The following is a 25249-nucleotide window of genomic DNA, read 5'->3' as shown; positions in this document are numbered from 1 at the left end:
GGCTCACTGGAGTACCTTCGCCTTCGGCTGCGGTGCTATTCGCCTTGGGAGCGGCCCTGCGGCTCATGCACGCCTCCGCTGGTCCCAGCGCTCGACGAACTGCGGGTACTCGGCGCGCAGGCGCTCGTGCGTGATGCGGCCGGTGCGCATCAGGAAGTCGTAGCCGAGTTCGACGGCGTCCATGCGTTCCATCCGATCGCGGATGCCTTCGTACCACAGATAGCTGCGGCGCGCCGCATCGGTGAGCTTCTGCATCGACGGGCTGCGGGTCTGGACGAAGTCCTCCAGCGCCGACGGCACGTCCGTGCGGTGGCGGCCGAAAGCCTCCCACAGCGCCAGCGCATCCTCGAACGCCAGGCGCGTGCCCGAGCCGATCGACGGATGCACCGTGCGCAGCGCATCGCCCAGCAGCACGTGGCGACCGGCGTGCCAGCGCGTATTGGCGACCACCGGAAACTGGCGCCATTCGGACTTGTTCTCGAGCAGCGGCTGGCCCTCCAGCTCCTCGGCGAACACCTGCTGCACCAGCGCGCGGCGCTCATCCGCATGCATGGCGCCGAGCGCGAGCGCCTCCCAGGTCGGCGCGTCGCACTCGGCGACGAAGGTGCTCATGTCCGGCGCATAGGGGTAGAAGTGGCCGATGAACACACCGCCCCGCGCGAAGCGGAAGCTCAGCATCGAATGCGGGTGCACCTTGCGCGTGCCGTACCAGGCCAGGCGGTTGGTCAGCAGCGACATCGACGTGCCGAGGGCGGCGCCCAGCCCGGTGCGGACGATGGAGTTGGCGCCGTCCGCGCCGACGACCAGGTCGAAGCCCCCATCGATCTCCTGCAGGCCGCCGAGTCGGACCCCGTGCCGCACGCGGATGCCGACCGCCTCGCAAAGGCCTTCCAGCGTCTGCAGCAGCGCCATGCGGGGAATGGCGCCGTTGGCCTTGAGGCGGTCGAACCACACGCTGTCGCCGCCGTGGCGGAACTCCTGGCGCGTGGTGTAGGTGAGCTGCAGCGCGAGGCGATGGTGGAGCTCGGCATCGGCCGCGCGCAGCTTCTGCATGCCGCCGTCCGCCAGGCCGACCCCGAAGCCGTAGGTGGCATCGCGCGGGTTCTGCTCCACGATGGCGATCTCGTGGCCGGGATCGCGGCGCTTCATCAGGTAGCCGAAGAGCAGCCCCGCGGGGCCGCCGCCGACGATCAGGATCTTCATGGCGCCGCCTTCGTCTCCAGCGCCTCGGCCTTGCGCCGCCAGACGGCCTCGATGCCGCTCATGCCCAGGGGACCGCCGGCCTGGTCCTCCAGCGCCATGGCGGCCTCCAGCGTGCGCGCCGCGTCCAGCGCGTCCGCGGGCAGAAAGGGGCGGGTGGCGACCGTGATCTCGAGGCCGTAGCCGTTCGGGTCCTGGAAGTAGATCGACTCGATGACCTCGTGCGGCGTCTGGTAGACGCCGATGCCGCGGGCCTCCAGGCGCTCCTTCCATGCCTGCAGCGCCTCACGGTCGCGCACCTGCCAGGCGGTGTGCGTGGCGCGGTAGTTGTGGTCCTCGCGGCGCGGTTCCAGCCACTCGGGCCGCTGCGTGCCCAGGTAGTAGAAGAAGGCGATGGTGCTGCCGTTGCCGCTGTCGAAGAAGAAGTGCACGAAGTCGGGATGCGCCTCGCGGCCCCACCCCTTGGCCGAGACCGCATGCACGAGCGGCAGGCCCAGCGCATCGCGGTAGAACTCCACCGTCTCGCGCAGCTTCCAGGTCGGGCGCGCGGTGTGGTGCACGCCGTGCAGGACCAGGGGGCGGGTGGCGGCCGCTGCGGCCGGGTTCGGATTCGTCGTCATGGTTGTTGCTCCTTGTGATCGCCCTCGATGGCCGCCTTCGCCTGCTCGCGCAGCAGCGGCTTGGAGAGCTTCCCCGAGGGGGTGAGGGGAAAAGCCGTCGTCACGTGGATGAACTCGGGCCACTTGAATTTCGCGAAGCCGAGGCGCGCGAAGTGCTCGCCCAGCTGGGCCACGCCCGGTGCGGCAGCGCCGGGCTTCAGCACCAGGCAGGCGCAGGCGCGCTCGCCGTAGCGCGCGTCGGGCACGCCGACCAGCGCCACGTCGGCGACGGCGGGGTGGTCGCGCAGGGCGCGCTCGACCTCGTCGCAATCGATGGACTCGCCGGCGCGCTTGATCACGTCCTTGAGCCGCCCCTTGAAGGCGTAGCAGTCGCGCCCGCCGATGCGCACCCGCTGCATCAGGTCGCCGGTGCGCAGCCAGCCGTCGTCGATGAACGGGTTCCGTCCGCGCTCGTCGGCCGGGTAGTAGCCGTGCAGCGTGGTGGGGCCGCGCACCAGCAGCTCGCCGGTCTCGCCGGCCGGCAGCGCCTCGGCCGAACCGGCGCGCACGATGCGCACCTCGTCCAGCGGCGACAGCGGCGCGCCGACGCTGGCGTCGATGAGCTCGAAGGGATCGTCGGCGCGCGGCATCATCACGATGCCCTCGGCCATGCCGTAGATGTTGATGGCGCGGGCGCCGAGCTCGCGCCGCACGTAGGCGGCAGACGCGGTCGTCATCACGGTGGCGAGCGAATCCAGCACCGCGCCGCGCGCGCGCAGCCCGTCGGCCAGGCGGATCGCCAGCGGCTTGGGCAGGTAGGCCCAGGTCGGCCGCTCGCGCAGGAACAGCGTGCACAGGCCTTCCGCGCCGAGATCCTTGCCGATGGCGATGGCGCCGCCCAGCAGGAGGGCCGGTCCCCAGTGAAGCACGAAGCCGGCGTTGTGCAGGAAGGGGCCGCCGCAGAAGCAGACCTCGGGCGCGCGGCGGGCGGCGGCTTCCAGCACGGCGCGCATGTTGAAGAGGTACTCGTTGGAAAAGCGCGGGATCAGCTTCGACACGCCGGTGGTGCCGCCGGAGAGCTGGAACACGGCGACCTGGAAGGGATCGAGCTGCGCGATCGCGGCGCGCGCGACGCGCTGCGCCTCGCGGTGCGGCTGCGCCGCGATCAGCGCCTCCATGCCGTGTTGGCCGGTGCGCGGCTCGCCGCCCACGACCACCACCTCGCGCACGCTGTCGATGGCCGGACGCAGGCGCTCGGCGAAGGCCGTGAAGTCGAAGCGCGGATCGTCGCCCTGCACGAACCACAGGCTGGCCTCCGATTGCCGGCCCAGCGTGCCGATCTCCAGTTCGCGATGGCTCGCGAGCGTGCAGACCGGGATCACGCCCAGCTTCAGGCAGGCGAGTACCGCCACGATCAACTCGGCCGAGTTGGCGAGCTGGAACAGTGCGCGCTCCCGGGGCCGGATGCCGAGCGCCAGGAGGGCGGCGGCGAGCCGGTCGGAGCGTTCGTCGAGCTGGCCGTGCGTGAGCGACGCCTGCGGGCCGACGATGGCCGGCCGGTCGCGGTGCCGCTCGAAGGCAGCCACCAGTGCGCCCGCGAGGGTTTCGCGCGTGAGTGCGCCGGCCTGCACGTAGCGCGCCAGCACGTCCGCCGGCGGGTAGGTCACGCCGGGCATCGGATCGCGCACGCCGATCCCGTGGGCTTGTCGGTCGAGGGCCATGGTTCCCCTCAGACGAAGCGCTGGGCTTCCAGCCACTCGCGGATCCGCGCCCCGGCTTCCTGCTGGCCGCCGGGCTCGCCCTTGCGGATCGGGCCGCCCTGGTGGTTGCCGCGGATGCGCGCTCGCTGCTTGCCGGCCACGCCGATGGCGTCGAAGATGCGCTGCGCATCCGCCGGGAAGACGCTGTTGTCGCCGGTGTACTCGATCATCAGCGTGGGCTGCGTGATGGACTCGGCGCAGCGCAGCATCGAGGCGTTCGACGAATGCGCCGACCAGTTGGAGAGCCAGCTCTCCGGCGTGCACACGCGTGCGAAGCCGACGCTGCCGTAGTTCGAGGCGATGGGATCGGCGCCCCACAGCGTGCCGTAGGCGCGGTCGGAGGGATCGAGCGACAGATCGAAGCAGCGCAGGTCGGCATCGGTGCGCCACACGTTGAAGATCGGCGACCAGGCGGCGAGCACGGCGTCGGCGCGATCGCCGCGCTCCTTCACGCGGCGCCGCGCGGCCTGCTTGCGCGCCACGGCGTCCTGTGCGAAGGCGTCGATGCGGGCCACGCGCGCGTGCTGGGCGGCGCGGTAGCGCTCGACGAAGGCTGTCGAGTAGCTGGCGCTCCGGGGCGCGTCGTGCCAGCCGTTGCCGGGATGGAAGGCCGACAGGCTCTCATCCGTCTGCAGCGGGTCGCGCTCGTCCACCACCGAGGGATCGATGCAGCGCACCAGCAGTTCGCCCGGGCCCAGGTGGGGCGAAATGAAGACCAGGCCCGAAGGCAGCGGCAGGTCGGCCTGCTCGAGCTTCGTCGGCCGTCCGCCCGGCGAGCGCTGGATGCGGGCCTCGCCGGGCAGGGCGGCCTGCTGGTTGTAGAGCGCGGCGAGGGCGGCGCCGCCCGAGGTGCCCACGAGGATGCGGTGCGCGAAGCCACGGTCGCGCAGGAAGCGCTGGCCGGCCGCGAGGTCGTGCACCGCGGTCTCGTGCTCGAGGCGAATGTCGTTGCCCACGGTGCGCGCGCCCATCACCCACATGGCGGCGCCGCCGCGCAGCACCTCCGGCACCAGGTAGGAGGTCACGACCATCTCGCGCGGATGCATGGCGCAGCACACGCTGCGCTCCCCGCCCCGGCTGAACAGGTAGCCGGTGACGCTGGCGCCGTCCTCCGTGCGCAGGCTGTGCGCCGTCATCGAGACGCCATCGGGCAGGTGGTCTCCACGCCAGTGCGAGCCCTGCAGCCCGGCGGTGGTGGTGGCGATGGCGTCCGTGGCGCCCTCGGGTAGCGGCATGCTTGTCTCCTGTCCACAATCGATGTTGTTCGCTGGAGATGAGCTTAGGGACGGCGGCGCGATCAATCCAATCGAAGCTCGCCATAAGGACAATGCAGGCCATGAATATCAATACCTTCGACCTGAACCTGCTGCGGGTTTTCGATGCATTGATGACCGAGCGAAACGTGTCGGTCGCGGGTTCGCGCATCGGCCTGTCGCAGCCCGCGATGAGCCATGCGCTGTCGAGATTGCGCGGCCTGTGCGACGACCCGCTGTTCGTTCGCACCAGCCGCGGCATGCAGCCCACGCCCTATGCGATCGACCTGGCGCAGCCGGTGCGCTCCGCGCTGGCCATGCTGGCGGCCGGGCTGGAGCAGAGCAACAAGTTCGACCCCGCCACCTCGGACCGCCAGTTCAAGCTGGTGCTGACCGACATCGGGCAGTCGGTCTTCCTTCCGCCCTTGATGCAGGAGATCAGCGCCCATGCGCCGGGGGTGCGCGTGTCGGTGCTGCAGTTCGGCCACGAGGCGCTGTCCGCGGCGATGGAGAGCGGCGCGGCCGACCTGGCCATCGGCAGCATTCCGACGCCCACCGAGGGCTACTTCCAGCAGCGGCTGGTGGTCGACCGCTTCGTCTGCGTCATGCGGCGCGGCCATCCGCTGGCGGGCAAGCCGCTGACGCTCGAGGACTACGTCGCGGCCGCGCACGCGGTGCCGTCGCCGACCTGGTACCAGGTCACCAGCCGCATCGACCGCGCGCTGGCCGAGCGCAAGCTCACGCGCCGCGTGCAGGTGGAGTTTCCGCACTTCCTGGTGCTGCCCATGCTGCTGCGCTCCACCGACCTGATCGCGACGGCGGCATGCACGCTCACGCACACCCTGATGCCGAAGGACGATTTCGTCACCTCCGAGCTGCCCTTCGAGCTGCCGGCGATCGAGATCCGGCAGTTCTGGCACCCGCGCTTCCACCACGATGCGGGCATCCGCTGGCTGCGCAACTTCTTTGCCGGGCACTTCGTGCGCGGCCCGGGCGAGGCCGCGGAGGAGGGCGGGTCGATGGAGATCGACGAGCGCTGAGCCCTGAAGATAAGGAAGCTATCGGGCCGGCATGGCGGCGAGGCCTTCGGCCGAAGCGGCCAGTCTGGCGAAGATGCGGTCCGCGACCTGCTGCGGAAAACCCGCGGGCACGCGTGCCGAGACCCGCGCGATGACCTCCGGCGTGCGTTCGACGAGGGCGGCGATCAGGCCCTCCGCATTCGCCCCGTAGAAGCACATCTGCGCCGTGGCGTTGAAATGCCGGCGGCAGATGGTCTTGAAGTGGTAGTGCTTGCTCTTTCCGAGGACGGCCATCGCCAGCTTCGCTTCGTGGCGCGAGAACTGGTTGGGCCCGTTGCCCTCGATCGGCCAGATCGACATCACGTCGTACAGCGGCGTGAGGCGCAGGCGGCCTTCCTGCAGCAGGCGGATGCTGAAGTTCCTGGCATGGCCGTCGGGTGCGCCGAGCATCCAGAAGAGGATCTGCGCGGTGAGCAGTGTCCCCAGGTCCTGATGCGCGTCGACCGACTGGCGCAGCACCCGCGCGAGGTCGAGCATGCCGGGGCCGCCGTCGGCTTCGTACTTGAGGTGCGGGGGGCGGCCCAGGGCCTGGCAGAAGTCCTCCTGGGGAAGGCGCAGCAGCCAGCGGCCCGAGGAGTGCCATTGCCGGTCGAAGCGCTCGACCGCCAGCACCTTCTGTGCGCCGAAGCGCAGGATCGCCGAGTTGGGCACGGGCACGCCGTAGGCCTGGAGGAGGTTGAGGCAGAGCCATTCGTTCTCCACCGACGTGCTGAAGTCGGCCCGGCGATGGCCGACCAGGCCCAGCGGCAGCTTCAGGATGTGCGTCGTGGGCGTCGCGCCCTGCGGCCTGAGCCATTGGCCGCCGTGCCAGAGCAGGGCCGTCTTTTCCTGGGCGCCGGCCAGCGAGATGCGCAGTTCGTCCTCGGGCGCGCCGAGGGCGCCCGGGGCCCCGGTGTTGGCGAGCAGGCGTTCGACGTCCTGCTCGCTGAGCGGCGTGCCCTCGATGCGGTCGACAGCCGGTGGACCGTCGTCTTCGCCGAGCAACTGGATGGCGCCCACGCAGTCGCGTCCGATGGCCTGCAGCAGGTCGAAGGCGTCGGCCGATTCGGTCTGGAAGCGCCGCGCGATGCGTTCCCGGATGGGAAGGCTGTCGGGCAGCAGGTTGTCGAAGTAGTTTCGGACGACCTCGCCCTTGTGCGCGGCGTGGCCGATCAAGGGCAGCGAGAGCGACAGCGGCCGGCGGGCGGGCGAGCGCAGCCAGGCCTCGTCGTAGTGCAGCTCGTCTGCGCCGCGCCCGGGAATGCGCCAGCTGCCGACGCGCTCGCCGTTGGCCCAGATGGAGAGCGAGCGGGTGTGCGACCTGCGGCCCATGGGGCTACCACTCCACCGGCGGCGGCTCGCGGACGCCGTGGGGCTCGCCCGGCGCGGGAGACGCCAATCTGGGGCCGACCATGATCTCCAGGCCCAGGACGGCGCAGATGGCGAGCAGTTGTTCGACGCTCACCGAGCCCGGATTGAGTTCCATGTGGGAAACGCGGCTCTGGCTGATGCCCAGCCGCTCGGCCAGCGCGTGCTGCGACAAACCCGCGTCGCGTCGGGCGGCCTTGATCCAGGCACCGAGCTGCGAGGAGAGGGAAAGGACCTGGTGCATCGCTCACCCATGAAATGAGTAGATCGTATTTTATTGATTTAATTGGTAAAACGCAATTTACTCATGATGTTGGCATTTATGGATCGACCCACTCCATCGGTCGAATGGCTTCGACTCTGGCCCGGCGGGACTATTCACGCCGTGCATGTTCTCTATGGTGAGCTTCGATTGGATCGGCGCAGCAGCCGTCCCTAAGCTACGGGCCAACGAGAAGCCACGCATCCGTGGCATGGAGACACGCATGGCCACCCTTCCTTCATCGCCCCGCGCGGCGCCGCGCCGCAGCGGCTGACCCCGGCGCCGCAGCCGGCGCGCCCCACCCGATCCATCGAGCCACCACCAGCGCTTCGCCCAAGGCGGGCGCCGGAGGCGCCTGCGCGCCCGTCCCTTGCGGGTGGCTTGCCGTCGACCACCCACCAGGAGTTCCACATGAATTCGACCCCATCGGCCGCACGCGGCGTCGAAGCCGCAGGCAGGCCGCTGCGCGAGGGCGCGGACGCCACCCGGCAACTCCTGCGCGTGCTGGGCGCCGCCCTGGGCATGGCCGGCGGCTTCGGCGCCCTCTACTTCGGCACGCTGTCGGTCTTCCTCAAGCCGATGGCCGGCGACTTCGGCTGGGGCCGTGGGCAGACCGCCGCCGCGACGGCGCTGGCGATGGTGGGCGTGGCCGTGGGCTCGCTGATCGTGGGCCGCGCGATCGACCGGCTCGGCGCGCCCCGGGTCATCGGTGCGTCCGCGCTGGCCATGGCCGTCTCGATCGCCTGCCTGTCATGCATACCGGCCAGTCCTGCCGCGCTGGCCGCGCTCGGCTTCGCCATCGGCCTGCTGGGCGTCGGCACCACGCCCGCCGGCTACCTGTCGGTGCTGGCGCGTCACTTCGACCGCCGGCTCGGGCTCGCGCTCGGCGCGGCGATGCTGGGCCTCGGGCTCGGCACCGTGGCGATGCCGATGCTGGCGCAGCAATGGATCGAAGCGTGGGGATGGCGCACGGCCTACCTGGGCCTCGCCGCGCTGTCCTTCGTCCTGGCCGCCGCGTCGATGGCCTTGCTGTTCGGCGGCCCGTCGATGGCGTCCGCCGCAGCGCGGCAGCCCACGGCCGCAGCCTCGTCGCCGGTGGGCGACAGCTTCCCGGTGGTCGTGCGCAGTGCGCGCTTCTGGGGGCTGGTGCTGATCGTGTTCGTGGTCTCCGCAGCAGGCCTCGGCGCTTCGGTGCACATGGCGTCGCTGCTGACCGATCGCGGCCTGCCCGGCGCTGCCGCCGCACAGGTGGTGGCCTTGTCGGGTGCCGGCGTGGCTCTCGGACGGGTGCTCGTCGGAGCCCTGCTCGACGTGGTGCGTGCAACGCGGCTGATCGCGCTCGCCTTCCTGCTGGGCGCGGTGGGCCTCGCGCTGCTCGCCGCGGACGGCCAGCGCACGCTGCCGGTGCTGGCGACCGGCGCCTTCCTGGCCGGCTTCGCGATCGGCGCCGAGGGCGACTTCATTCCGTTCGTCGTGCGCCGCTATTTCGGATTGCGCGCCTTCGGCGCCACCTTCGGCTGCCTCTTCGGCGTCTACGCGCTGGGCGGCGTCGGCGGCCCCGTGCTGTTCGGCATCGCCTTCGACGCGCTCGGCAGCTATGGCGCGATCTATGGCACCGCGGCTGCCGCGTGCACGGCATGTGCCGTCGCGGCGCTGGCGCTCGGGCCCTACCGCTTCGCTGCGGACGCGTGCTGAGCAGCGCCTTCCCCATTTTCATCACCACAACCACTACCACGAGGAGATTCATCCGTGACCCAGAGATCCCTGGTCTTCGGCGCCGTGCTGGCTGCGCTGGCCTTCACCACCCATGCCCAGTCCAGCGTGACGCTGTACGGCGTCGTGGACCTCGGCATGCGCATCAGCGACTCGCAGGGGCCGGGCGGCGCGTACACCGTCAAGTCGGTCATGTCGGGTGGACTCGCGCCGAGCCGCTGGGGATTGAACGTCGTCGAAGACCTGGGCGGCGGGCTGAAGGCCATCGCCAACCTCGACCGGCGCTTCCAGGCCGACACGGGCGTCGGCGACCCCGGGCCCGACTTCCAGCAGTCCTGGGTCGGGCTGCAGAGTGCGAGCTGGGGCCGGGTGACGCTGGGCAGGCAGTACAACGTGCTCTTCGATGTCACGGCCAGCACCTTCGGCGCCTTCATGCCGGTCGGCCCCTTCCTCAATGCCTACAAGCCCGATGTCGCGCTCGCGCTCGGCGTGCGCAACGACAACCAGGTGAAGTACCAGCTTGTCGCCAACGGCTGGACATTGGCGCTGCAGGCGAGCGCAGGGGAGGGTGCCCCCTTCAGCACGACCATGGGCAAGTCGCGCGGCGGCATGTTGAAGTACAGCGACGGGCCCATCGGCGTGGGCGGGGGCTACCTCGAGCGGCGGGACAACGCCGACCGCAAGGCGCAGGCCTCCCTGCTCGGGGCGGCGTACACCAAGGGGCCGCTCTACCTGAACGTCGCGCTGGCCAGCGCCCGCTTCGACGATGGGCTCAACACCGCCCTGCTGATGGTGGGCACCGGCGTCGAGAACACCATCGCGCCGGCGCGGCCCGGCCAGCTCGCCAACCGGGTCAGGCAGCGCGACATGTGGTCGGTGGGCGGCACCTACGAGGTGGCGCCGGCCTTCTTCGTCGGGGCGCAGTACTGGTCGATCCGGCAGAGCTTCCACACGCCCGGCGCGCCCGAGGGTCGAGGCCGCTTTCTGGCTCTGCTCGTGGACTATTTCCTGTCGCGGCGGACCGATCTCTATGCCTCCGTCGATCGCACCACGCTGACCCACCTGCAGCTGACCAGCAGCCCGAGCGGTGTGCCCAACGGCGCCACCCGGCGCACCGCGTGGATGGTGGGCATGCGTCACCGGTTCTAAAGCGACCCTTGTGGCGCCCAACCCCAGCGAATGCCCTCGCGTGTCACCCTCCTGCCGCCGTCGCCGGCCCTGGCCGACGAGGTGATGGGCTACGTGGTGCGGCGGCGCAGCGACGATGCAGCGGCGGGGCCGGCCAGCCCCGCCGCCTTCCCGGCCAACCTGTACGCCACGCTCACCATCGTCCACAGCGGCAGCCTGCGCGACCCGGCGAACGGACACGCGACGACCGGCGCCTGTTTCGCCGGTGCCATGACCCGCGAGGCATCGCGCGAGTACATCGACGAGCCGGAGACCACGGTGGTGCTGTTCAAGCCCGGCCGGCTCACGGATGTGTGCCGCCTGCCTGCCGGCGAGCTGACGGATCGCTGGGTCGATGCCGGCGCCGTGCTGTCGCCGCGCGAACGCCTGGAGATCTCCGATCGCATGCCGGAGCAGGCCACGGTGGCGCGCCAGGTCCATGTGCTGGAGATGCTGCTGGAGCGGCGGCTGCAGCGTGCGTCCGCGAGCCGTGCCCTGCCGCTGGCGCGCATGGTGCAGCGGTTGTTCTGGCAACTGCCCTTCATGCAGGTGTCGGCGCTGGCCGAGCATGCCGGCCTGGGCGGGCGGCAGTTGCACCGCCGCTGCCTCGACACCTTCGGCGTGCCGCCCAGGCTGTTGATCCGGCTCGCGCGGCTGCAGCTGTCGCTCTGGCAGGTGCAGGCCGGCGCGCGGCGCGGCGGCCCCTTGCTGCCGTCCGTCGCGCGGCGGTCGGGCTTCGCGGACCATGCGCACATGGCCCGGGAGTTCCGCGCGCTGCTGGGCCGCTCCCCGGGTGCGCTGCGGCGGCGCATGGCGCTGGTGCAGCCATCCGAGTGGGCCTACGAGCTGCCGCAGGACCTGCTGGACCCGCAACCGGTGGCCTGACACGCCGTGAGGCTTGGACGAATCGGACACGGGACTGCCCAGCCGCGTCACGCGCCTGTCCCGCCTTGTCACGCCCCGCAGGCCGCGACGATCGCAGCCGCGCGCCGCGGTGACGCTTCCTGTCACTCGGGGCCCGCCGGGCCGCGGGCATGGCGCTTGCCCCTGGGCGGACCATGACCTCCTACCGAGCTTCACGACTCCTCGGCGCGATGGCGCTGTCCTTGTTCATGGCCGCATGCGGCCATGAACAAGGACAGCGCCATCGCGCCGAGGAGTCGTGAAGCTCGGTAGGAGGTCATGGTCCGCCCAGGGGCAAGCGCCATGCCCGCGGCCCGGCGGGCCCCGAGTGACAGGAAGCGTCACCGCGGCGCGCGGCTGCGATCGTCGCGGCCTGCGGGGCGTGACAAGGCGGGACAGGCGCGTGACGCGGCTGGGCAGTCCCGTGTCCGATTCGTCCAAGCCTCACGGCGTGTCAGGCCACCGGTTGCGGGTCCAGCAGGTCCTGCGGCAGCTCGTAGGCCCACTCGGATGGCTGCACCAGCGCCATGCGCCGCCGCAGCGCACCCGGGGAGCGGCCCAGCAGCGCGCGGAACTCCCGGGCCATGTGCGCATGGTCCGCGAAGCCCGACCGCCGCGCGACGGACGGCAGCAAGGGGCCGCCGCGCCGCGCGCCGGCCTGCACCTGCCAGAGCGACAGCTGCAGCCGCGCGAGCCGGATCAACAGCCTGGGCGGCACGCCGAAGGTGTCGAGGCAGCGGCGGTGCAACTGCCGCCCGCCCAGGCCGGCATGCTCGGCCAGCGCCGACACCTGCATGAAGGGCAGTTGCCAGAACAACCGCTGCACCATGCGCGCCAGCGGCAGGGCACGGCTCGCGGACGCACGCTGCAGCCGCCGCTCCAGCAGCATCTCCAGCACATGGACCTGGCGCGCCACCGTGGCCTGCTCCGGCATGCGATCGGAGATCTCCAGGCGTTCGCGCGGCGACAGCACGGCGCCGGCATCGACCCAGCGATCCGTCAGCTCGCCGGCAGGCAGGCGGCACACATCCGTGAGCCGGCCGGGCTTGAACAGCACCACCGTGGTCTCCGGCTCGTCGATGTACTCGCGCGATGCCTCGCGGGTCATGGCACCGGCGAAACAGGCGCCGGTCGTCGCGTGTCCGTTCGCCGGGTCGCGCAGGCTGCCGCTGTGGACGATGGTGAGCGTGGCGTACAGGTTGGCCGGGAAGGCGGCGGGGCTGGCCGGCCCCGCCGCTGCATCGTCGCTGCGCCGCCGCACCACGTAGCCCATCACCTCGTCGGCCAGGGCCGGCGACGGCGGCAGGAGGGTGACACGCGAGGGCATTCGCTGGGGTTGGGCGCCACAAGGGTCGCTTTAGAACCGGTGACGCATGCCCACCATCCACGCGGTGCGCCGGGTGGCGCCGTTGGGCACACCGCTCGGGCTGCTGGTCAGCTGCAGGTGGGTCAGCGTGGTGCGATCGACGGAGGCATAGAGATCGGTCCGCCGCGACAGGAAATAGTCCACGAGCAGAGCCAGAAAGCGGCCTCGACCCTCGGGCGCGCCGGGCGTGTGGAAGCTCTGCCGGATCGACCAGTACTGCGCCCCGACGAAGAAGGCCGGCGCCACCTCGTAGGTGCCGCCCACCGACCACATGTCGCGCTGCCTGACCCGGTTGGCGAGCTGGCCGGGCCGCGCCGGCGCGATGGTGTTCTCGACGCCGGTGCCCACCATCAGCAGGGCGGTGTTGAGCCCATCGTCGAAGCGGGCGCTGGCCAGCGCGACGTTCAGGTAGAGCGGCCCCTTGGTGTACGCCGCCCCGAGCAGGGAGGCCTGCGCCTTGCGGTCGGCGTTGTCCCGCCGCTCGAGGTAGCCCCCGCCCACGCCGATGGGCCCGTCGCTGTACTTCAACATGCCGCCGCGCGACTTGCCCATGGTCGTGCTGAAGGGGGCACCCTCCCCTGCGCTCGCCTGCAGCGCCAATGTCCAGCCGTTGGCGACAAGCTGGTACTTCACCTGGTTGTCGTTGCGCACGCCGAGCGCGAGCGCGACATCGGGCTTGTAGGCATTGAGGAAGGGGCCGACCGGCATGAAGGCGCCGAAGGTGCTGGCCGTGACATCGAAGAGCACGTTGTACTGCCTGCCCAGCGTCACCCGGCCCCAGCTCGCACTCTGCAGCCCGACCCAGGACTGCTGGAAGTCGGGCCCGGGGTCGCCGACGCCCGTGTCGGCCTGGAAGCGCCGGTCGAGGTTGGCGATGGCCTTCAGCCCGCCGCCCAGGTCTTCGACGACGTTCAATCCCCAGCGGCTCGGCGCGAGTCCACCCGACATGACCGACTTGACGGTGTACGCGCCGCCCGGCCCCTGCGAGTCGCTGATGCGCATGCCGAGGTCCACGACGCCGTACAGCGTCACGCTGGACTGGGCATGGGTGGTGAAGGCCAGCGCAGCCAGCACGGCGCCGAAGACCAGGGATCTCTGGGTCACGGATGAATCTCCTCGTGGTAGTGGTTGTGGTGATGAAAATGGGGAAGGCGCTGCTCAGCACGCGTCCGCAGCGAAGCGGTAGGGCCCGAGCGCCAGCGCCGCGACGGCACATGCCGTGCACGCGGCAGCCGCGGTGCCATAGATCGCGCCATAGCTGCCGAGCGCGTCGAAGGCGATGCCGAACAGCACGGGGCCGCCGACGCCGCCCAGCGCGTAGACGCCGAAGAGGCAGCCGAAGGTGGCGCCGAAGGCGCGCAATCCGAAATAGCGGCGCACGACGAACGGAATGAAGTCGCCCTCGGCGCCGATCGCGAAGCCGGCCAGGAAGGCGCCGGTCGCCAGCACCGGCAGCGTGCGCTGGCCGTCCGCGGCGAGCAGCGCGAGGCCCACCGCGCCCAGCAGGAAGGCGAGCGCGATCAGCCGCGTTGCACGCACCACGTCGAGCAGGGCTCCGACGAGCACCCGTCCGAGAGCCACGCCGGCACCCGACAAGGCCACCACCTGTGCGGCGGCAGCGCCGGGCAGGCCGCGATCGGTCAGCAGCGACGCCATGTGCACCGAAGCGCCGAGGCCTGCTGCGGAGACCACGAACACGATCAGCACCAGCCCCCAGAAGCGCGCACTGCGCACGACCACCGGGAAGCTGTCGCCCACCGGCGACGAGGCTGCGGCCGTGGGCTGCCGCGCTGCGGCGGACGCCATCGACGGGCCGCCGAACAGCAAGGCCATCGACGCGGCGGCCAGGACGAAGGACAGCGCGGCGAGGCCCAGGTAGGCCGTGCGCCATCCCCACGCTTCGATCCATTGCTGCGCCAGCATCGGCATCGCCACGGTGCCGAGCCCGAGGCCCAGCATCGCCGCGCCGAGCGCGAGCCCGAGCCGGCGGTCGAAGTGACGCGCCAGCACCGACAGGTAGCCGGCGGGCGTGGTGCCGACGCCCAGCAGGCCGATGGCGAAGCCGAGCGCGGCCAGCGCGGCAGGACTGGCCGGTATGCATGACAGGCAGGCGATCGAGACGGCCATGGCCAGCGCGGACGCACCGATGACCCGGGGCGCGCCGAGCCGGTCGATCGCGCGGCCCACGATCAGCGAGCCCACGGCCACGCCCACCATCGCCAGCGCCGTCGCGGCGGCGGTCTGCCCACGGCCCCAGCCGAAGTCGCCGGCCATCGGCTTGAGGAAGACCGACAGCGTGCCGAAGTAGAGGGCGCCGAAGCCGCCGGCCATGCCCAGGGCGGCGCCCAGCACGCGCAGGAGTTGCCGGGTGGCGTCCGCGCCCTCGCGCAGCGGCCTGCCTGCGGCTTCGACGCCGCGTGCGGCCGATGGGGTCGAATTCATGTGGAACTCCTGGTGGGTGGTCGACGGCAAGCCACCCGCAAGGGACGGGCGCGCAGGCGCCTCCGGCGCCCGCCTTGGGCGAAGCGCTGGTGGTGGCTCGATGGATCGGGTGGGGCGCGCCGGCTGCGGCGCCGGGGTCAGCCGCTGCGGCGCGGCGCCGCGCGGGGCGATGAAGGAAGGGTGGCCATGCGTGTCTCCATGCCACGGATGCGTGGCTTCTCGTTGGCCCGTAGCTTAGGGACGGCTGCTGCGCCGATCCAATCGAAGCTCACCATAGAGAACATGCACGGCGTGAATAGTCCCGCCGGGCCAGAGTCGAAGCCATTCGACCGATGGAGTGGGTCGATCCATAAATGCCAACATCATGAGTAAATTGCGTTTTACCAATTAAATCAATAAAATACGATCTACTCATTTCATGGGTGAGCGATGCACCAGGTCCTTTCCCTCTCCTCGCAGCTCGGTGCCTGGATCAAGGCCGCCCGACGCGACGCGGGTTTGTCGCAGCACGCGCTGGCCGAGCGGCTGGGCATCAGCCAGAGCCGCGTTTCCCACATGGAACTCAATCCGGGCTCGGTGAGCGTCGAACAACTGCTCGCCATCTGCGCCGTCCTGGGCCTGGAGATCATGGTCGGCCCCAGATTGGCGTCTCCCGCGCCGGGCGAGCCCCACGGCGTCCGCGAGCCGCCGCCGGTGGAGTGGTAGCCCCATGGGCCGCAGGTCGCACACCCGCTCGCTCTCCATCTGGGCCAACGGCGAGCGCGTCGGCAGCTGGCGCATTCCCGGGCGCGGCGCAGACGAGCTGCACTACGACGAGGCCTGGCTGCGCTCGCCCGCCCGCCGGCCGCTGTCGCTCTCGCTGCCCTTGATCGGCCACGCCGCGCACAAGGGCGAGGTCGTCCGAAACTACTTCGACAACCTGCTGCCCGACAGCCTTCCCATCCGGGAACGCATCGCGCGGCGCTTCCAGACCGAATCGGCCGACGCCTTCGACCTGCTGCAGGCCATCGGACGCGACTGCGTGGGCGCCATCCAGTTGCTCGGCGAAGACGACGGTCCACCGGCTGTCGACCGCATCGAGGGCACGCCGCTCAGCGAGCAGGACGTCGAACGCCTGCTCGCCAACACCGGGGCCCCGGGCGCCCTCGGCGCGCCCGAGGACGAACTGCGCATCTCGCTGGCCGGCGCCCAGGAAAAGACGGCCCTGCTCTGGCACGGCGGCCAATGGCTCAGGCCGCAGGGCGCGACGCCCACGACGCACATCCTGAAGCTGCCGCTGGGCCTGGTCGGCCATCGCCGGGCCGACTTCAGCACGTCGGTGGAGAACGAATGGCTCTGCCTCAACCTCCTCCAGGCCTACGGCGTGCCCGTGCCCAACTCGGCGATCCTGCGCTTCGGCGCACAGAAGGTGCTGGCGGTCGAGCGCTTCGACCGGCAATGGCACTCCTCGGGCCGCTGGCTGCTGCGCCTTCCCCAGGAGGACTTCTGCCAGGCCCTGGGCCGCCCCCCGCACCTCAAGTACGAAGCCGACGGCGGCCCCGGCATGCTCGACCTCGCGCGGGTGCTGCGCCAGTCGGTCGACGCGCATCAGGACCTGGGGACACTGCTCACCGCGCAGATCCTCTTCTGGATGCTCGGCGCACCCGACGGCCATGCCAGGAACTTCAGCATCCGCCTGCTGCAGGAAGGCCGCCTGCGCCTCACGCCGCTGTACGACGTGATGTCGATCTGGCCGATCGAGGGCAACGGGCCCAACCAGTTCTCGCGCCACGAAGCGAAGCTGGCGATGGCCGTCCTCGGAAAGAGCAAGCACTACCACTTCAAGACCATCTGCCGCCGGCATTTCAACGCCACGGCGCAGATGTGCTTCTACGGGGCGAATGCGGAGGGCCTGATCGCCGCCCTCGTCGAACGCACGCCGGAGGTCATCGCGCGGGTCTCGGCACGCGTGCCCGCGGGTTTTCCGCAGCAGGTCGCGGACCGCATCTTCGCCAGACTGGCCGCTTCGGCCGAAGGCCTCGCCGCCATGCCGGCCCGATAGCTTCCTTATCTTCAGGGCTCAGCGCTCGTCGATCTCCATCGACCCGCCCTCCTCCGCGGCCTCGCCCGGGCCGCGCACGAAGTGCCCGGCAAAGAAGTTGCGCAGCCAGCGGATGCCCGCATCGTGGTGGAAGCGCGGGTGCCAGAACTGCCGGATCTCGATCGCCGGCAGCTCGAAGGGCAGCTCGGAGGTGACGAAATCGTCCTTCGGCATCAGGGTGTGCGTGAGCGTGCATGCCGCCGTCGCGATCAGGTCGGTGGAGCGCAGCAGCATGGGCAGCACCAGGAAGTGCGGAAACTCCACCTGCACGCGGCGCGTGAGCTTGCGCTCGGCCAGCGCGCGGTCGATGCGGCTGGTGACCTGGTACCAGGTCGGCGACGGCACCGCGTGCGCGGCCGCGACGTAGTCCTCGAGCGTCAGCGGCTTGCCCGCCAGCGGATGGCCGCGCCGCATGACGCAGACGAAGCGGTCGACCACCAGCCGCTGCTGGAAGTAGCCCTCGGTGGGCGTCGGAATGCTGCCGATGGCCAGGTCGGCCGCGCCGCTCTCCATCGCCGCGGACAGCGCCTCGTGGCCGAACTGCAGCACCGACACGCGCACCCCCGGCGCATGGGCGCTGATCTCCTGCATCAAGGGCGGAAGGAAGACCGACTGCCCGATGTCGGTCAGCACCAGCTTGAACTGGCGGTCCGAGGTGGCGGGGTCGAACTTGTTGCTCTGCTCCAGCCCGGCCGCCAGCATGGCCAGCGCGGAGCGCACCGGCTGCGCCAGGTCGATCGCATAGGGCGTGGGCTGCATGCCGCGGCTGGTGCGAACGAACAGCGGGTCGTCGCACAGGCCGCGCAATCTCGACAGCGCATGGCTCATCGCGGGCTGCGACAGGCCGATGCGCGAACCCGCGACCGACACGTTTCGCTCGGTCATCAATGCATCGAAAACCCGCAGCAGGTTCAGGTCGAAGGTATTGATATTCATGGCCTGCATTGTCCTTATGGCGAGCTTCGATTGGATTGATCGCGCCGCCGTCCCTAAGCTCATCTCCAGCGAACAACATCGATTGTGGACAGGAGACAAGCATGCCGCTACCCGAGGGCGCCACGGACGCCATCGCCACCACCACCGCCGGGCTGCAGGGCTCGCACTGGCGTGGAGACCACCTGCCCGATGGCGTCTCGATGACGGCGCACAGCCTGCGCACGGAGGACGGCGCCAGCGTCACCGGCTACCTGTTCAGCCGGGGCGGGGAGCGCAGCGTGTGCTGCGCCATGCATCCGCGCGAGATGGTCGTGACCTCCTACCTGGTGCCGGAGGTGCTGCGCGGCGGCGCCGCCATGTGGGTGATGGGCGCGCGCACCGTGGGCAACGACATTCGCCTCGAGCACGAGACCGCGGTGCACGACCTCGCGGCCGGCCAGCGCTTCCTGCGCGACCGTGGCTTCGCGCACCGCATCCTCGTGGGCACCTCGGGCGGCGCCGCCCTCGCCGCGCTCTACAACCAGCAGGCCGCCCTGCCCGGCGAGGCCCGCATCCAGCGCTCGCCGGGCGGACGGCCGACGAAGCTCGAGCAGGCCGACCTGCCGCTGCCTTCGGGCCTGGTCTTCATTTCGCCCCACCTGGGCCCGGGCGAACTGCTGGTGCGCTGCATCGATCCCTCGGTGGTGGACGAGCGCGACCCGCTGCAGACGGATGAGAGCCTGTCGGCCTTCCATCCCGGCAACGGCTGGCACGACGCGCCCCGGAGCGCCAGCTACTCGACAGCCTTCGTCGAGCGCTACCGCGCCGCCCAGCACGCGCGCGTGGCCCGCATCGACGCCTTCGCACAGGACGCCGTGGCGCGCAAGCAGGCCGCGCGGCGCCGCGTGAAGGAGCGCGGCGATCGCGCCGACGCCGTGCTCGCCGCCTGGTCGCCGATCTTCAACGTGTGGCGCACCGATGCCGACCTGCGCTGCTTCGATCTGTCGCTCGATCCCTCCGACCGCGCCTACGGCACGCTGTGGGGCGCCGATCCCATCGCCTCGAACTACGGCAGCGTCGGCTTCGCACGCGTGTGCACGCCGGAGAGCTGGCTCTCCAACTGGTCGGCGCATTCGTCGAACGCCTCGATGCTGCGCTGCGCCGAGTCCATCACGCAGCCCACGCTGATGATCGAGTACACCGGCGACAACAGCGTCTTCCCGGCGGATGCGCAGCGCATCTTCGACGCCATCGGCGTGGCCGGCAAGCAGCGAGCGCGCATCCGCGGCAACCACCAGGGCGGCCCGATCCGCAAGGGCGAGCCCGGCGGCCAGCAGGAAGCCGGGGCGCGGATCCGCGAGTGGCTGGAAGCCCAGCGCTTCGTCTGAGGGGAACCATGGCCCTCGACCGACAAGCCCACGGGATCGGCGTGCGCGATCCGATGCCCGGCGTGACCTACCCGCCGGCGGACGTGCTGGCGCGCTACGTGCAGGCCGGCGCACTCACGCGCGAAACCCTCGCGGGCGCACTGGTGGCTGCCTTCGAGCGGCACCGCGACCGGCCGGCCATCGTCGGCCCGCAGGCGTCGCTCACGCACGGCCAGCTCGACGAACGCTCCGACCGGCTCGCCGCCGCCCTCCTGGCGCTCGGCATCCGGCCCCGGGAGCGCGCACTGTTCCAGCTCGCCAACTCGGCCGAGTTGATCGTGGCGGTACTCGCCTGCCTGAAGCTGGGCGTGATCCCGGTCTGCACGCTCGCGAGCCATCGCGAACTGGAGATCGGCACGCTGGGCCGGCAATCGGAGGCCAGCCTGTGGTTCGTGCAGGGCGACGATCCGCGCTTCGACTTCACGGCCTTCGCCGAGCGCCTGCGTCCGGCCATCGACAGCGTGCGCGAGGTGGTGGTCGTGGGCGGCGAGCCGCGCACCGGCCAACACGGCATGGAGGCGCTGATCGCGGCGCAGCCGCACCGCGAGGCGCAGCGCGTCGCGCGCGCCGCGATCGCGCAGCTCGATCCCTTCCAGGTCGCCGTGTTCCAGCTCTCCGGCGGCACCACCGGCGTGTCGAAGCTGATCCCGCGCTTTTCCAACGAGTACCTCTTCAACATGCGCGCCGTGCTGGAAGCCGCCGCCCGCCGCGCGCCCGAGGTCTGCTTCTGCGGCGGCCCCTTCCTGCACAACGCCGGCTTCGTGCTTCACTGGGGACCGGCCCTCCTGCTGGGCGGCGCCATCGCCATCGGCAAGGATCTCGGCGCGGAAGGCCTGTGCACGCTGTTCCTGCGCGAGCGGCCGACCTGGGCCTACCTGCCCAAGCCGCTGGCGATCCGCCTGGCCGACGGGCTGCGCGCGCGCGGCGCGGTGCTGGATTCGCTCGCCACCGTGATGACGACCGCGTCTGCCGCCTACGTGCGGCGCGAGCTCGGCGCCCGCGCCATCAACATCTACGGCATGGCCGAGGGCATCGTGATGATGCCGCGCGCCGACGATCCCTTCGAGCTCATCGACGCCAGCGTCGGCGCGCCGCTGTCGCCGCTGGACGAGGTGCGCATCGTGCGCGCCGGTTCGGCCGAGGCGCTGCCGGCCGGCGAGACCGGCGAGCTGCTGGTGCGCGGCCCCACCACGCTGCACGGCTACTACCCGGCCGACGAGCGCGGACGGAACCCGTTCATCGACGACGGCTGGCTGCGCACCGGCGACCTGATGCAGCGGGTGCGCATCGGCGGGCGCGACTGCTACGCCTTCAAGGGGCGGCTCAAGGACGTGATCAAGCGCGCCGGCGAGTCCATCGATTGCGACGAGGTCGAGCGCGCCCTGCGCGACCACCCCGCCGTCGCCGACGTGGCGCTGGTCGGCGTGCCCGACGCGCGCTACGGCGAGCGCGCCTGCGCCTGCCTGGTGCTGAAGCCCGGCGCTGCCGCACCGGGCGTGGCCCAGCTGGGCGAGCACTTCGCGCGCCTCGGCTTCGCGAAATTCAAGTGGCCCGAGTTCATCCACGTGACGACGGCTTTTCCCCTCACCCCCTCGGGGAAGCTCTCCAAGCCGCTGCTGCGCGAGCAGGCGAAGGCGGCCATCGAGGGCGATCACAAGGAGCAACAACCATGACGACGAATCCGAACCCGGCCGCAGCGGCCGCCACCCGCCCCCTGGTCCTGCACGGCGTGCACCACACCGCGCGCCCGACCTGGAAGCTGCGCGAGACGGTGGAGTTCTACCGCGATGCGCTGGGCCTGCCGCTCGTGCATGCGGTCTCGGCCAAGGGGTGGGGCCGCGAGGCGCATCCCGACTTCGTGCACTTCTTCTTCGACAGCGGCAACGGCAGCACCATCGCCTTCTTCTACTACCTGGGCACGCAGCGGCCCGAGTGGCTGGAACCGCGCCGCGAGGACCACAACTACCGCGCCACGCACACCGCCTGGCAGGTGCGCGACCGTGAGGCGCTGCAGGCATGGAAGGAGCGCCTGGAGGCCCGCGGCATCGGCGTCTACCAGACGCCGCACGAGGTCATCGAGTCGATCTACTTCCAGGACCCGAACGGCTACGGCCTCGAGATCACGGTCGCCACCCGCCCCTTTCTGCCCGCGGACGCGCTGGACGCGGCGCGCACGCTGGAGGCCGCCATGGCGCTGGAGGACCAGGCCGGCGGTCCCCTGGGCATGAGCGGCATCGAGGCCGTCTGGCGGCGCAAGGCCGAGGCGCTGGAGACGAAGGCGGCGCCATGAAGATCCTGATCGTCGGCGGCGGCCCCGCGGGGCTGCTCTTCGGCTACCTGATGAAGCGCCGCGATCCCGGCCACGAGATCGCCATCGTGGAGCAGAACCCGCGCGATGCCACCTACGGCTTCGGGGTCGGCCTGGCGGACGGCGGCATGCAGAAGCTGCGCGCGGCCGATGCCGAGCTCCACCATCGCCTCGCGCTGCAGCTCACCTACACCACGCGCCAGGAGTTCCGCCACGGCGGCGACAGCGTGTGGTTCGACCGCCTCAAGGCCAACGGCGCCATTCCCCGCATGGCGCTGCTGCAGACGCTGGAAGGCCTTTGCGAGGCGGTCGGCATCCGCGTGCGGCACGGGGTCCGACTCGGCGGCCTGCAGGAGATCGATGGGGGCTTCGACCTGGTCGTCGGCGCGGACGGCGCCAACTCCATCGTCCGCACCGGGCTGGGCGCCGCCCTCGGCACGTCGATGTCGCTGCTGACCAACCGCCTGGCCTGGTACGGCACGCGCAAGGTGCACCCGCATTCGATGCTGAGCTTCCGCTTCGCGCGGGGCGGTGTGTTCATCGGCCACTTCTACCCCTATGCGCCGGACATGAGCACCTTCGTCGCCGAGTGCGACGCGCCGACCTGGGAGGCGCTCGCGCTCGGCGCCATGCATGCGGATGAGCGCCGCGCGCTGGTGCAGCAGGTGTTCGCCGAGGAGCTGGAGGGCCAGCCGCTGCTCGAGAACAAGTCCGAATGGCGCCAGTTTCCGGTGGTCGCCAATACGCGCTGGCACGCCGGTCGCCACGTGCTGCTGGGCGATGCGCTGCGCACGGTGCATCCGTCGATCGGCTCGGGCACGCGCCTGGCGTTCGAGGATGCGCTGGCGCTGTGGGAGGCTTTCGGCCGCCACCGCACGGACGTGCCGTCGGCGCTGGAGGACTTCGTCCAGACCCGCAGCCCGTCGATGCAGAAGCTCACCGATGCGGCGCGCCGCAGCTATCTGTGGTACGAAGGCATCCGCGATCGGATGGAACGCATGGACGCCGTCGAACTCGGCTACGACTTCCTGATGCGCACCGGCCGCATCACGCACGAGCGCCTGCGCGCCGAGTACCCGCAGTTCGTCGAGCGCTGGGACCAGCGGAGGCGTGCATGAGCCGCAGGGCCGCTCCCAAGGCGAATAGCACCGCAGCCGAAGGCGAAGGTACTCCAGTGAGCCGCACGGCCGCTCCGAAGGCGAATACCGCAGCCGAAGGCGAAGGTACTCCAGTGAACCGGCGACAGCTCTGCAGCCTCGCGGCCGCACTGCTGCCATGGGCCGCGGCGGCCGAGACCTGGCCGGCCCGGCCCGTCCGCGTGATCGTCAGCAGCGCCCCCGGCAGCGCGCCCGATACGGTGGCGCGCATCGTGGGCCAGGCGATGGCCGAGGAGCTGGGGCAGCCGCTGGTGATCGACAACCGCGTCGGCGCCAACGGCCTCATCGGCGTCGACGCGGCCGCGCGCGTGCCGGCCGACGGCTACGGCCTGCTGATCGCGCCGCAGGGGACGATGAGCGCCAACCCGCACCTCTATGCGCGGCTGCCGCAGGACCCGCTCGCCGCCTTCGTCGGCGTGACCCGCCTGGCCTCGGGTGCCTTCTTCCTCGCGGTGCGCAGCCAGCTGGATGTCGCCTCGTTGCCCGAGCTGATCGCCCAGGCCCGCGCAAAACCAGGCCGGCTGAACGGCGCCATCCCCGCGCCGGGCAGCGTGCCGCACCTGACGACCGAGCTGTTCCGCCGTGCATCGAAGATCGAGTTCAACGCGGTGCCCTACAAGACCACCACCGCCGCCGCGGCTGCCGTGGCAGCGGGCGAGGTCGACTTCGTCATCGAGACCCTGGCCACGCTGAAGCCGCACCTCCAGGCCGGGCGGGTGCGCCTGCTGGCGATCGCCGCAACGGCGCGCAGCGACATCGCGCCCGAGGTCCCCACCTTCGCCGAAGGCGGCGTGCCGCAGATGGAAGTCGCAGGCTGGATCGGCCTGTTCGCGCCGGCCGGCACCAGGGCCGAGGTGATCGCCATCCTGCAGCGCTGCGCCGGCCGGGCGCTGCGCCGGCCGCAGGTGCAGCAGGCGCTCGCCGGCATGGCCCTGCCCGCCGACGGCACCGCCGGCGATGCCTTCACCGCCCAATGGAAGGCCGACTCCGAACGCTGGGCCCGCGTGATCCGCGAGGCCCGCATCCGGCTCGATCCGCCCGACGCGCCAACGCCGGGCCGACCCGCCGCTCCCCCGCCCTCCGCGGGCTCCCTCCCCACCTCGACTCCCTGACCATGAACATCGACATCGTCGGAGGCGGGCCCTCGGGCCTGTACCTCTCCCTTCTGCTGCGCCGCCGCCGCCCCGGCTGGCGGCTGCGCGTCTTCGAACAGAACCCGCGCGGGGCGACCTTCGGCTTCGGCGTGGTGCTGGCCGACAGCGGCCTGCACCGGCTGCGCGAGGCCGATGCGCCCACGCACGACCGGCTGGTCGCCGCCATGCGCTTCGCCGACCGCCAGCGCATCGTGCACCGCGAGTCGCCGATCGAGGTGCTCGCGCCCAGGCCGGCGGGCGCCATCACGCGCATCGATCTGCTGGAGATCCTCACGGCGGCGGCGCTGGAGCGCGGCGTGGAGATCCATCACCGCCAGCGCATCACGCAGGACGACGTCGAACGCTCGCTGCGCGAGGCCGACCTGGTGGTCGGAGCGGACGGGGTCCATTCCATCGTGCGCCAGTGCGACGAAGCGGGCTTCGGCACCACGAAGTCTTCGCTCGGCAATCGCTTCGCGTGGTACGGCACGACCAAGGTGTTCCCCTCCCCGGCGCTGGTCTTCCGGCCGCAGGGCACGGGGTCCTTCGTCGCGCACTACTACCCTTACAGCGATGGCATGAGCACCTTCGTGGCCGAGTGCGATGCGCGCACCTGGGAGGAAGGCGGCTTCGGCGCGCTGGACGACGCCGAGCGCCAGGCGCGGATGGAAGCGCTGTTCGCACCCGAGCTGGAAGGGCATGCGCTGATCTCCAACAACTCGTCCTGGAAGCCCTTCCAGGTGTTGCGCAATGCGCGCATGCACGCCGGCCGCAAGGTGCTGATCGGCGACGCCCACGCCAGCGCGCACCCGACCATCGGCTCCGGCACCCGCATCGCCATCGAGGACGCGATCTCGCTCGCCGATGCGCTCATCGCGTCCCCCGACGTCGACGAGGCCTTGGCCGTGCACGAGCGCACGCGCGGCCCGGAGAAGGCCAAGCTGATCGGCGCCTCCGAGCGCTCCTACCTCTGGTACGAGGACTTCGGCCGCCGCATGGCCGCGCTCGATCCGCACGAGTTCGTCTACAGCTACATGACCCGCACCGGGCGCATCGACGACGAGCGCCTCGCGGCGCAGTTCCCGGAGCTCATGAAGGTGATCGGCGAGCGCCGCCGCGCAGCCGCCACTCCCTGAGG

At 71.1% G+C, this 25249-nt stretch carries 22 protein-coding genes; 12 read left to right on the top strand and 10 right to left on the bottom strand.

What is annotated here, in order from left to right; translation table 11 throughout:
• Positions 1-63: 63 nt before the first annotated feature.
• From A8M77_RS11080 to A8M77_RS11065, 4 genes are read right to left on the bottom strand one after another with little or no spacing between them, the layout of a single operon-like run.
• On the bottom strand, positions 64-1203 hold the full coding sequence (locus A8M77_RS11080) for an FAD-dependent monooxygenase (protein WP_086921597.1): 1140 nt from the start codon (positions 1201-1203) through the stop codon (positions 64-66).
• Positions 1200-1820, bottom strand: coding sequence for a VOC family protein (locus tag A8M77_RS11075; RefSeq protein WP_086921598.1), 621 nt, complete (start codon positions 1818-1820; stop codon positions 1200-1202). The genes A8M77_RS11080 and A8M77_RS11075 overlap by 4 nt, the downstream gene beginning before the upstream one ends.
• Positions 1817-3520: an AMP-binding protein gene (locus A8M77_RS11070; RefSeq protein ID WP_086921599.1), complete on the bottom strand. Its 1704-nt coding sequence runs from the start codon at positions 3518-3520 to the stop codon at positions 1817-1819. The genes A8M77_RS11075 and A8M77_RS11070 overlap by 4 nt, the downstream gene beginning before the upstream one ends.
• 8 nt (positions 3521-3528) lie before the next feature.
• Positions 3529-4794: an alpha/beta hydrolase gene (locus tag A8M77_RS11065; protein WP_192871585.1), complete on the bottom strand. Its 1266-nt coding sequence runs from the start codon at positions 4792-4794 to the stop codon at positions 3529-3531.
• Positions 4795-4895: 101 nt separating this feature from the next.
• Here A8M77_RS11065 and A8M77_RS11060 point away from each other — a divergent pair, with 101 nt between their 5' ends.
• On the top strand, positions 4896-5852 hold the full coding sequence (locus tag A8M77_RS11060; RefSeq protein WP_158100914.1) for a LysR family transcriptional regulator: 957 nt from the start codon (positions 4896-4898) through the stop codon (positions 5850-5852).
• Between the two features lie 18 nt (positions 5853-5870).
• Here the strand turns inward: A8M77_RS11060 and A8M77_RS11055 are convergent, their stop codons facing one another.
• Entirely contained in the window at positions 5871-7202 is a 1332-nt protein-coding gene (locus A8M77_RS11055) for a type II toxin-antitoxin system HipA family toxin (protein ID WP_086921601.1), read from the bottom strand.
• A 4-nt stretch (positions 7203-7206) separates the two neighbouring features.
• Positions 7207-7482 carry a helix-turn-helix domain-containing protein gene (locus A8M77_RS11050; protein ID WP_086921602.1) on the bottom strand — a complete coding sequence of 92 codons (276 nt, stop codon included), beginning with the start codon at positions 7480-7482 and terminating at the stop codon, positions 7207-7209.
• A gap of 429 nt (positions 7483-7911) precedes the next feature.
• Here A8M77_RS11050 and A8M77_RS11045 point away from each other — a divergent pair, with 429 nt between their 5' ends.
• From A8M77_RS11045 to A8M77_RS11035, 3 genes are read left to right on the top strand one after another with little or no spacing between them, the layout of a single operon-like run.
• On the top strand, positions 7912-9195 hold the full coding sequence (locus A8M77_RS11045; protein ID WP_086921603.1) for an MFS transporter: 1284 nt from the start codon (positions 7912-7914) through the stop codon (positions 9193-9195).
• 54 nt (positions 9196-9249) lie between these two features.
• Complete coding sequence (locus A8M77_RS11040) at positions 9250-10362, top strand: porin (protein ID WP_086921604.1); 1113 nt, start codon at positions 9250-9252, stop codon at positions 10360-10362.
• A 30-nt stretch (positions 10363-10392) separates the two neighbouring features.
• Positions 10393-11265, top strand: a complete 873-nt coding sequence (locus tag A8M77_RS11035; RefSeq protein WP_086921605.1) for a helix-turn-helix domain-containing protein — start codon at positions 10393-10395, stop codon at positions 11263-11265.
• A gap of 472 nt (positions 11266-11737) precedes the next feature.
• Here the strand turns inward: A8M77_RS11035 and A8M77_RS11030 are convergent, their stop codons facing one another.
• Genes A8M77_RS11030 through A8M77_RS11020 form a run of 3 tightly spaced genes read right to left on the bottom strand, consistent with a single transcriptional unit; the run spans position 11738 to position 15091 of the window.
• Positions 11738-12610: a helix-turn-helix domain-containing protein gene (locus tag A8M77_RS11030; RefSeq protein ID WP_086921605.1), complete on the bottom strand. Its 873-nt coding sequence runs from the start codon at positions 12608-12610 to the stop codon at positions 11738-11740.
• A 30-nt stretch (positions 12611-12640) separates the two neighbouring features.
• The gene (locus A8M77_RS11025) at positions 12641-13753 is read right to left on the bottom strand and encodes a porin (RefSeq protein WP_086921604.1); all 1113 of its coding nucleotides are present in this window, start codon (positions 13751-13753) and stop codon (positions 12641-12643) included.
• A gap of 54 nt (positions 13754-13807) precedes the next feature.
• Positions 13808-15091: an MFS transporter gene (locus tag A8M77_RS11020; RefSeq protein ID WP_086921603.1), complete on the bottom strand. Its 1284-nt coding sequence runs from the start codon at positions 15089-15091 to the stop codon at positions 13808-13810.
• A 429-nt stretch (positions 15092-15520) separates the two neighbouring features.
• Here A8M77_RS11020 and A8M77_RS11015 point away from each other — a divergent pair, with 429 nt between their 5' ends.
• Positions 15521-15796: a helix-turn-helix domain-containing protein gene (locus A8M77_RS11015; RefSeq protein ID WP_086921602.1), complete on the top strand. Its 276-nt coding sequence runs from the start codon at positions 15521-15523 to the stop codon at positions 15794-15796.
• A 4-nt stretch (positions 15797-15800) separates the two neighbouring features.
• Positions 15801-17132, top strand: a complete 1332-nt coding sequence (locus A8M77_RS11010) for a type II toxin-antitoxin system HipA family toxin (protein WP_086921601.1) — start codon at positions 15801-15803, stop codon at positions 17130-17132.
• Between the two features lie 18 nt (positions 17133-17150).
• On the opposite strand, the gene A8M77_RS11005 is transcribed toward A8M77_RS11010, so the two are convergent.
• Positions 17151-18107 carry a LysR family transcriptional regulator gene (locus A8M77_RS11005; RefSeq protein ID WP_158100914.1) on the bottom strand — a complete coding sequence of 319 codons (957 nt, stop codon included), beginning with the start codon at positions 18105-18107 and terminating at the stop codon, positions 17151-17153.
• A gap of 101 nt (positions 18108-18208) precedes the next feature.
• Here A8M77_RS11005 and A8M77_RS11000 point away from each other — a divergent pair, with 101 nt between their 5' ends.
• The 6 genes from A8M77_RS11000 (at position 18209) to A8M77_RS10975 (ending at position 25247) form a co-directional block, all read left to right on the top strand.
• A complete protein-coding gene (locus A8M77_RS11000; RefSeq protein WP_192871585.1) occupies positions 18209-19474 on the top strand; it encodes an alpha/beta hydrolase in 1266 nt (421 codons plus the stop codon).
• 8 nt (positions 19475-19482) lie between these two features.
• Positions 19483-21186 (top strand): AMP-binding protein, encoded by a 1704-nt coding sequence (locus A8M77_RS10995; RefSeq protein WP_086921599.1) that lies wholly within the window; start codon positions 19483-19485, stop codon positions 21184-21186.
• Entirely contained in the window at positions 21183-21803 is a 621-nt protein-coding gene (locus A8M77_RS10990; protein ID WP_086921598.1) for a VOC family protein, read from the top strand. The genes A8M77_RS10995 and A8M77_RS10990 overlap by 4 nt, the downstream gene beginning before the upstream one ends.
• Positions 21800-22939: an FAD-dependent monooxygenase gene (locus A8M77_RS10985; RefSeq protein WP_086921597.1), complete on the top strand. Its 1140-nt coding sequence runs from the start codon at positions 21800-21802 to the stop codon at positions 22937-22939. Before A8M77_RS10990 ends, A8M77_RS10985 begins: the two co-directional genes overlap by 4 nt.
• A gap of 113 nt (positions 22940-23052) precedes the next feature.
• Positions 23053-24090: a Bug family tripartite tricarboxylate transporter substrate binding protein gene (locus A8M77_RS10980; protein ID WP_158100913.1), complete on the top strand. Its 1038-nt coding sequence runs from the start codon at positions 23053-23055 to the stop codon at positions 24088-24090.
• 2 nt (positions 24091-24092) lie between these two features.
• Positions 24093-25247: an FAD-dependent monooxygenase gene (locus A8M77_RS10975; protein WP_086921595.1), complete on the top strand. Its 1155-nt coding sequence runs from the start codon at positions 24093-24095 to the stop codon at positions 25245-25247.
• Positions 25248-25249: the final 2 nt, after the last annotated feature.

This window comes from Variovorax sp. JS1663 (assembly GCF_002157355.1).
Taxonomy (GTDB): domain Bacteria; phylum Pseudomonadota; class Gammaproteobacteria; order Burkholderiales; family Burkholderiaceae_C; genus Variovorax.
The sequence above is the reverse complement of the archived record's forward strand: the minus strand, read 5'-3'. Positions and strand labels throughout refer to the sequence as shown.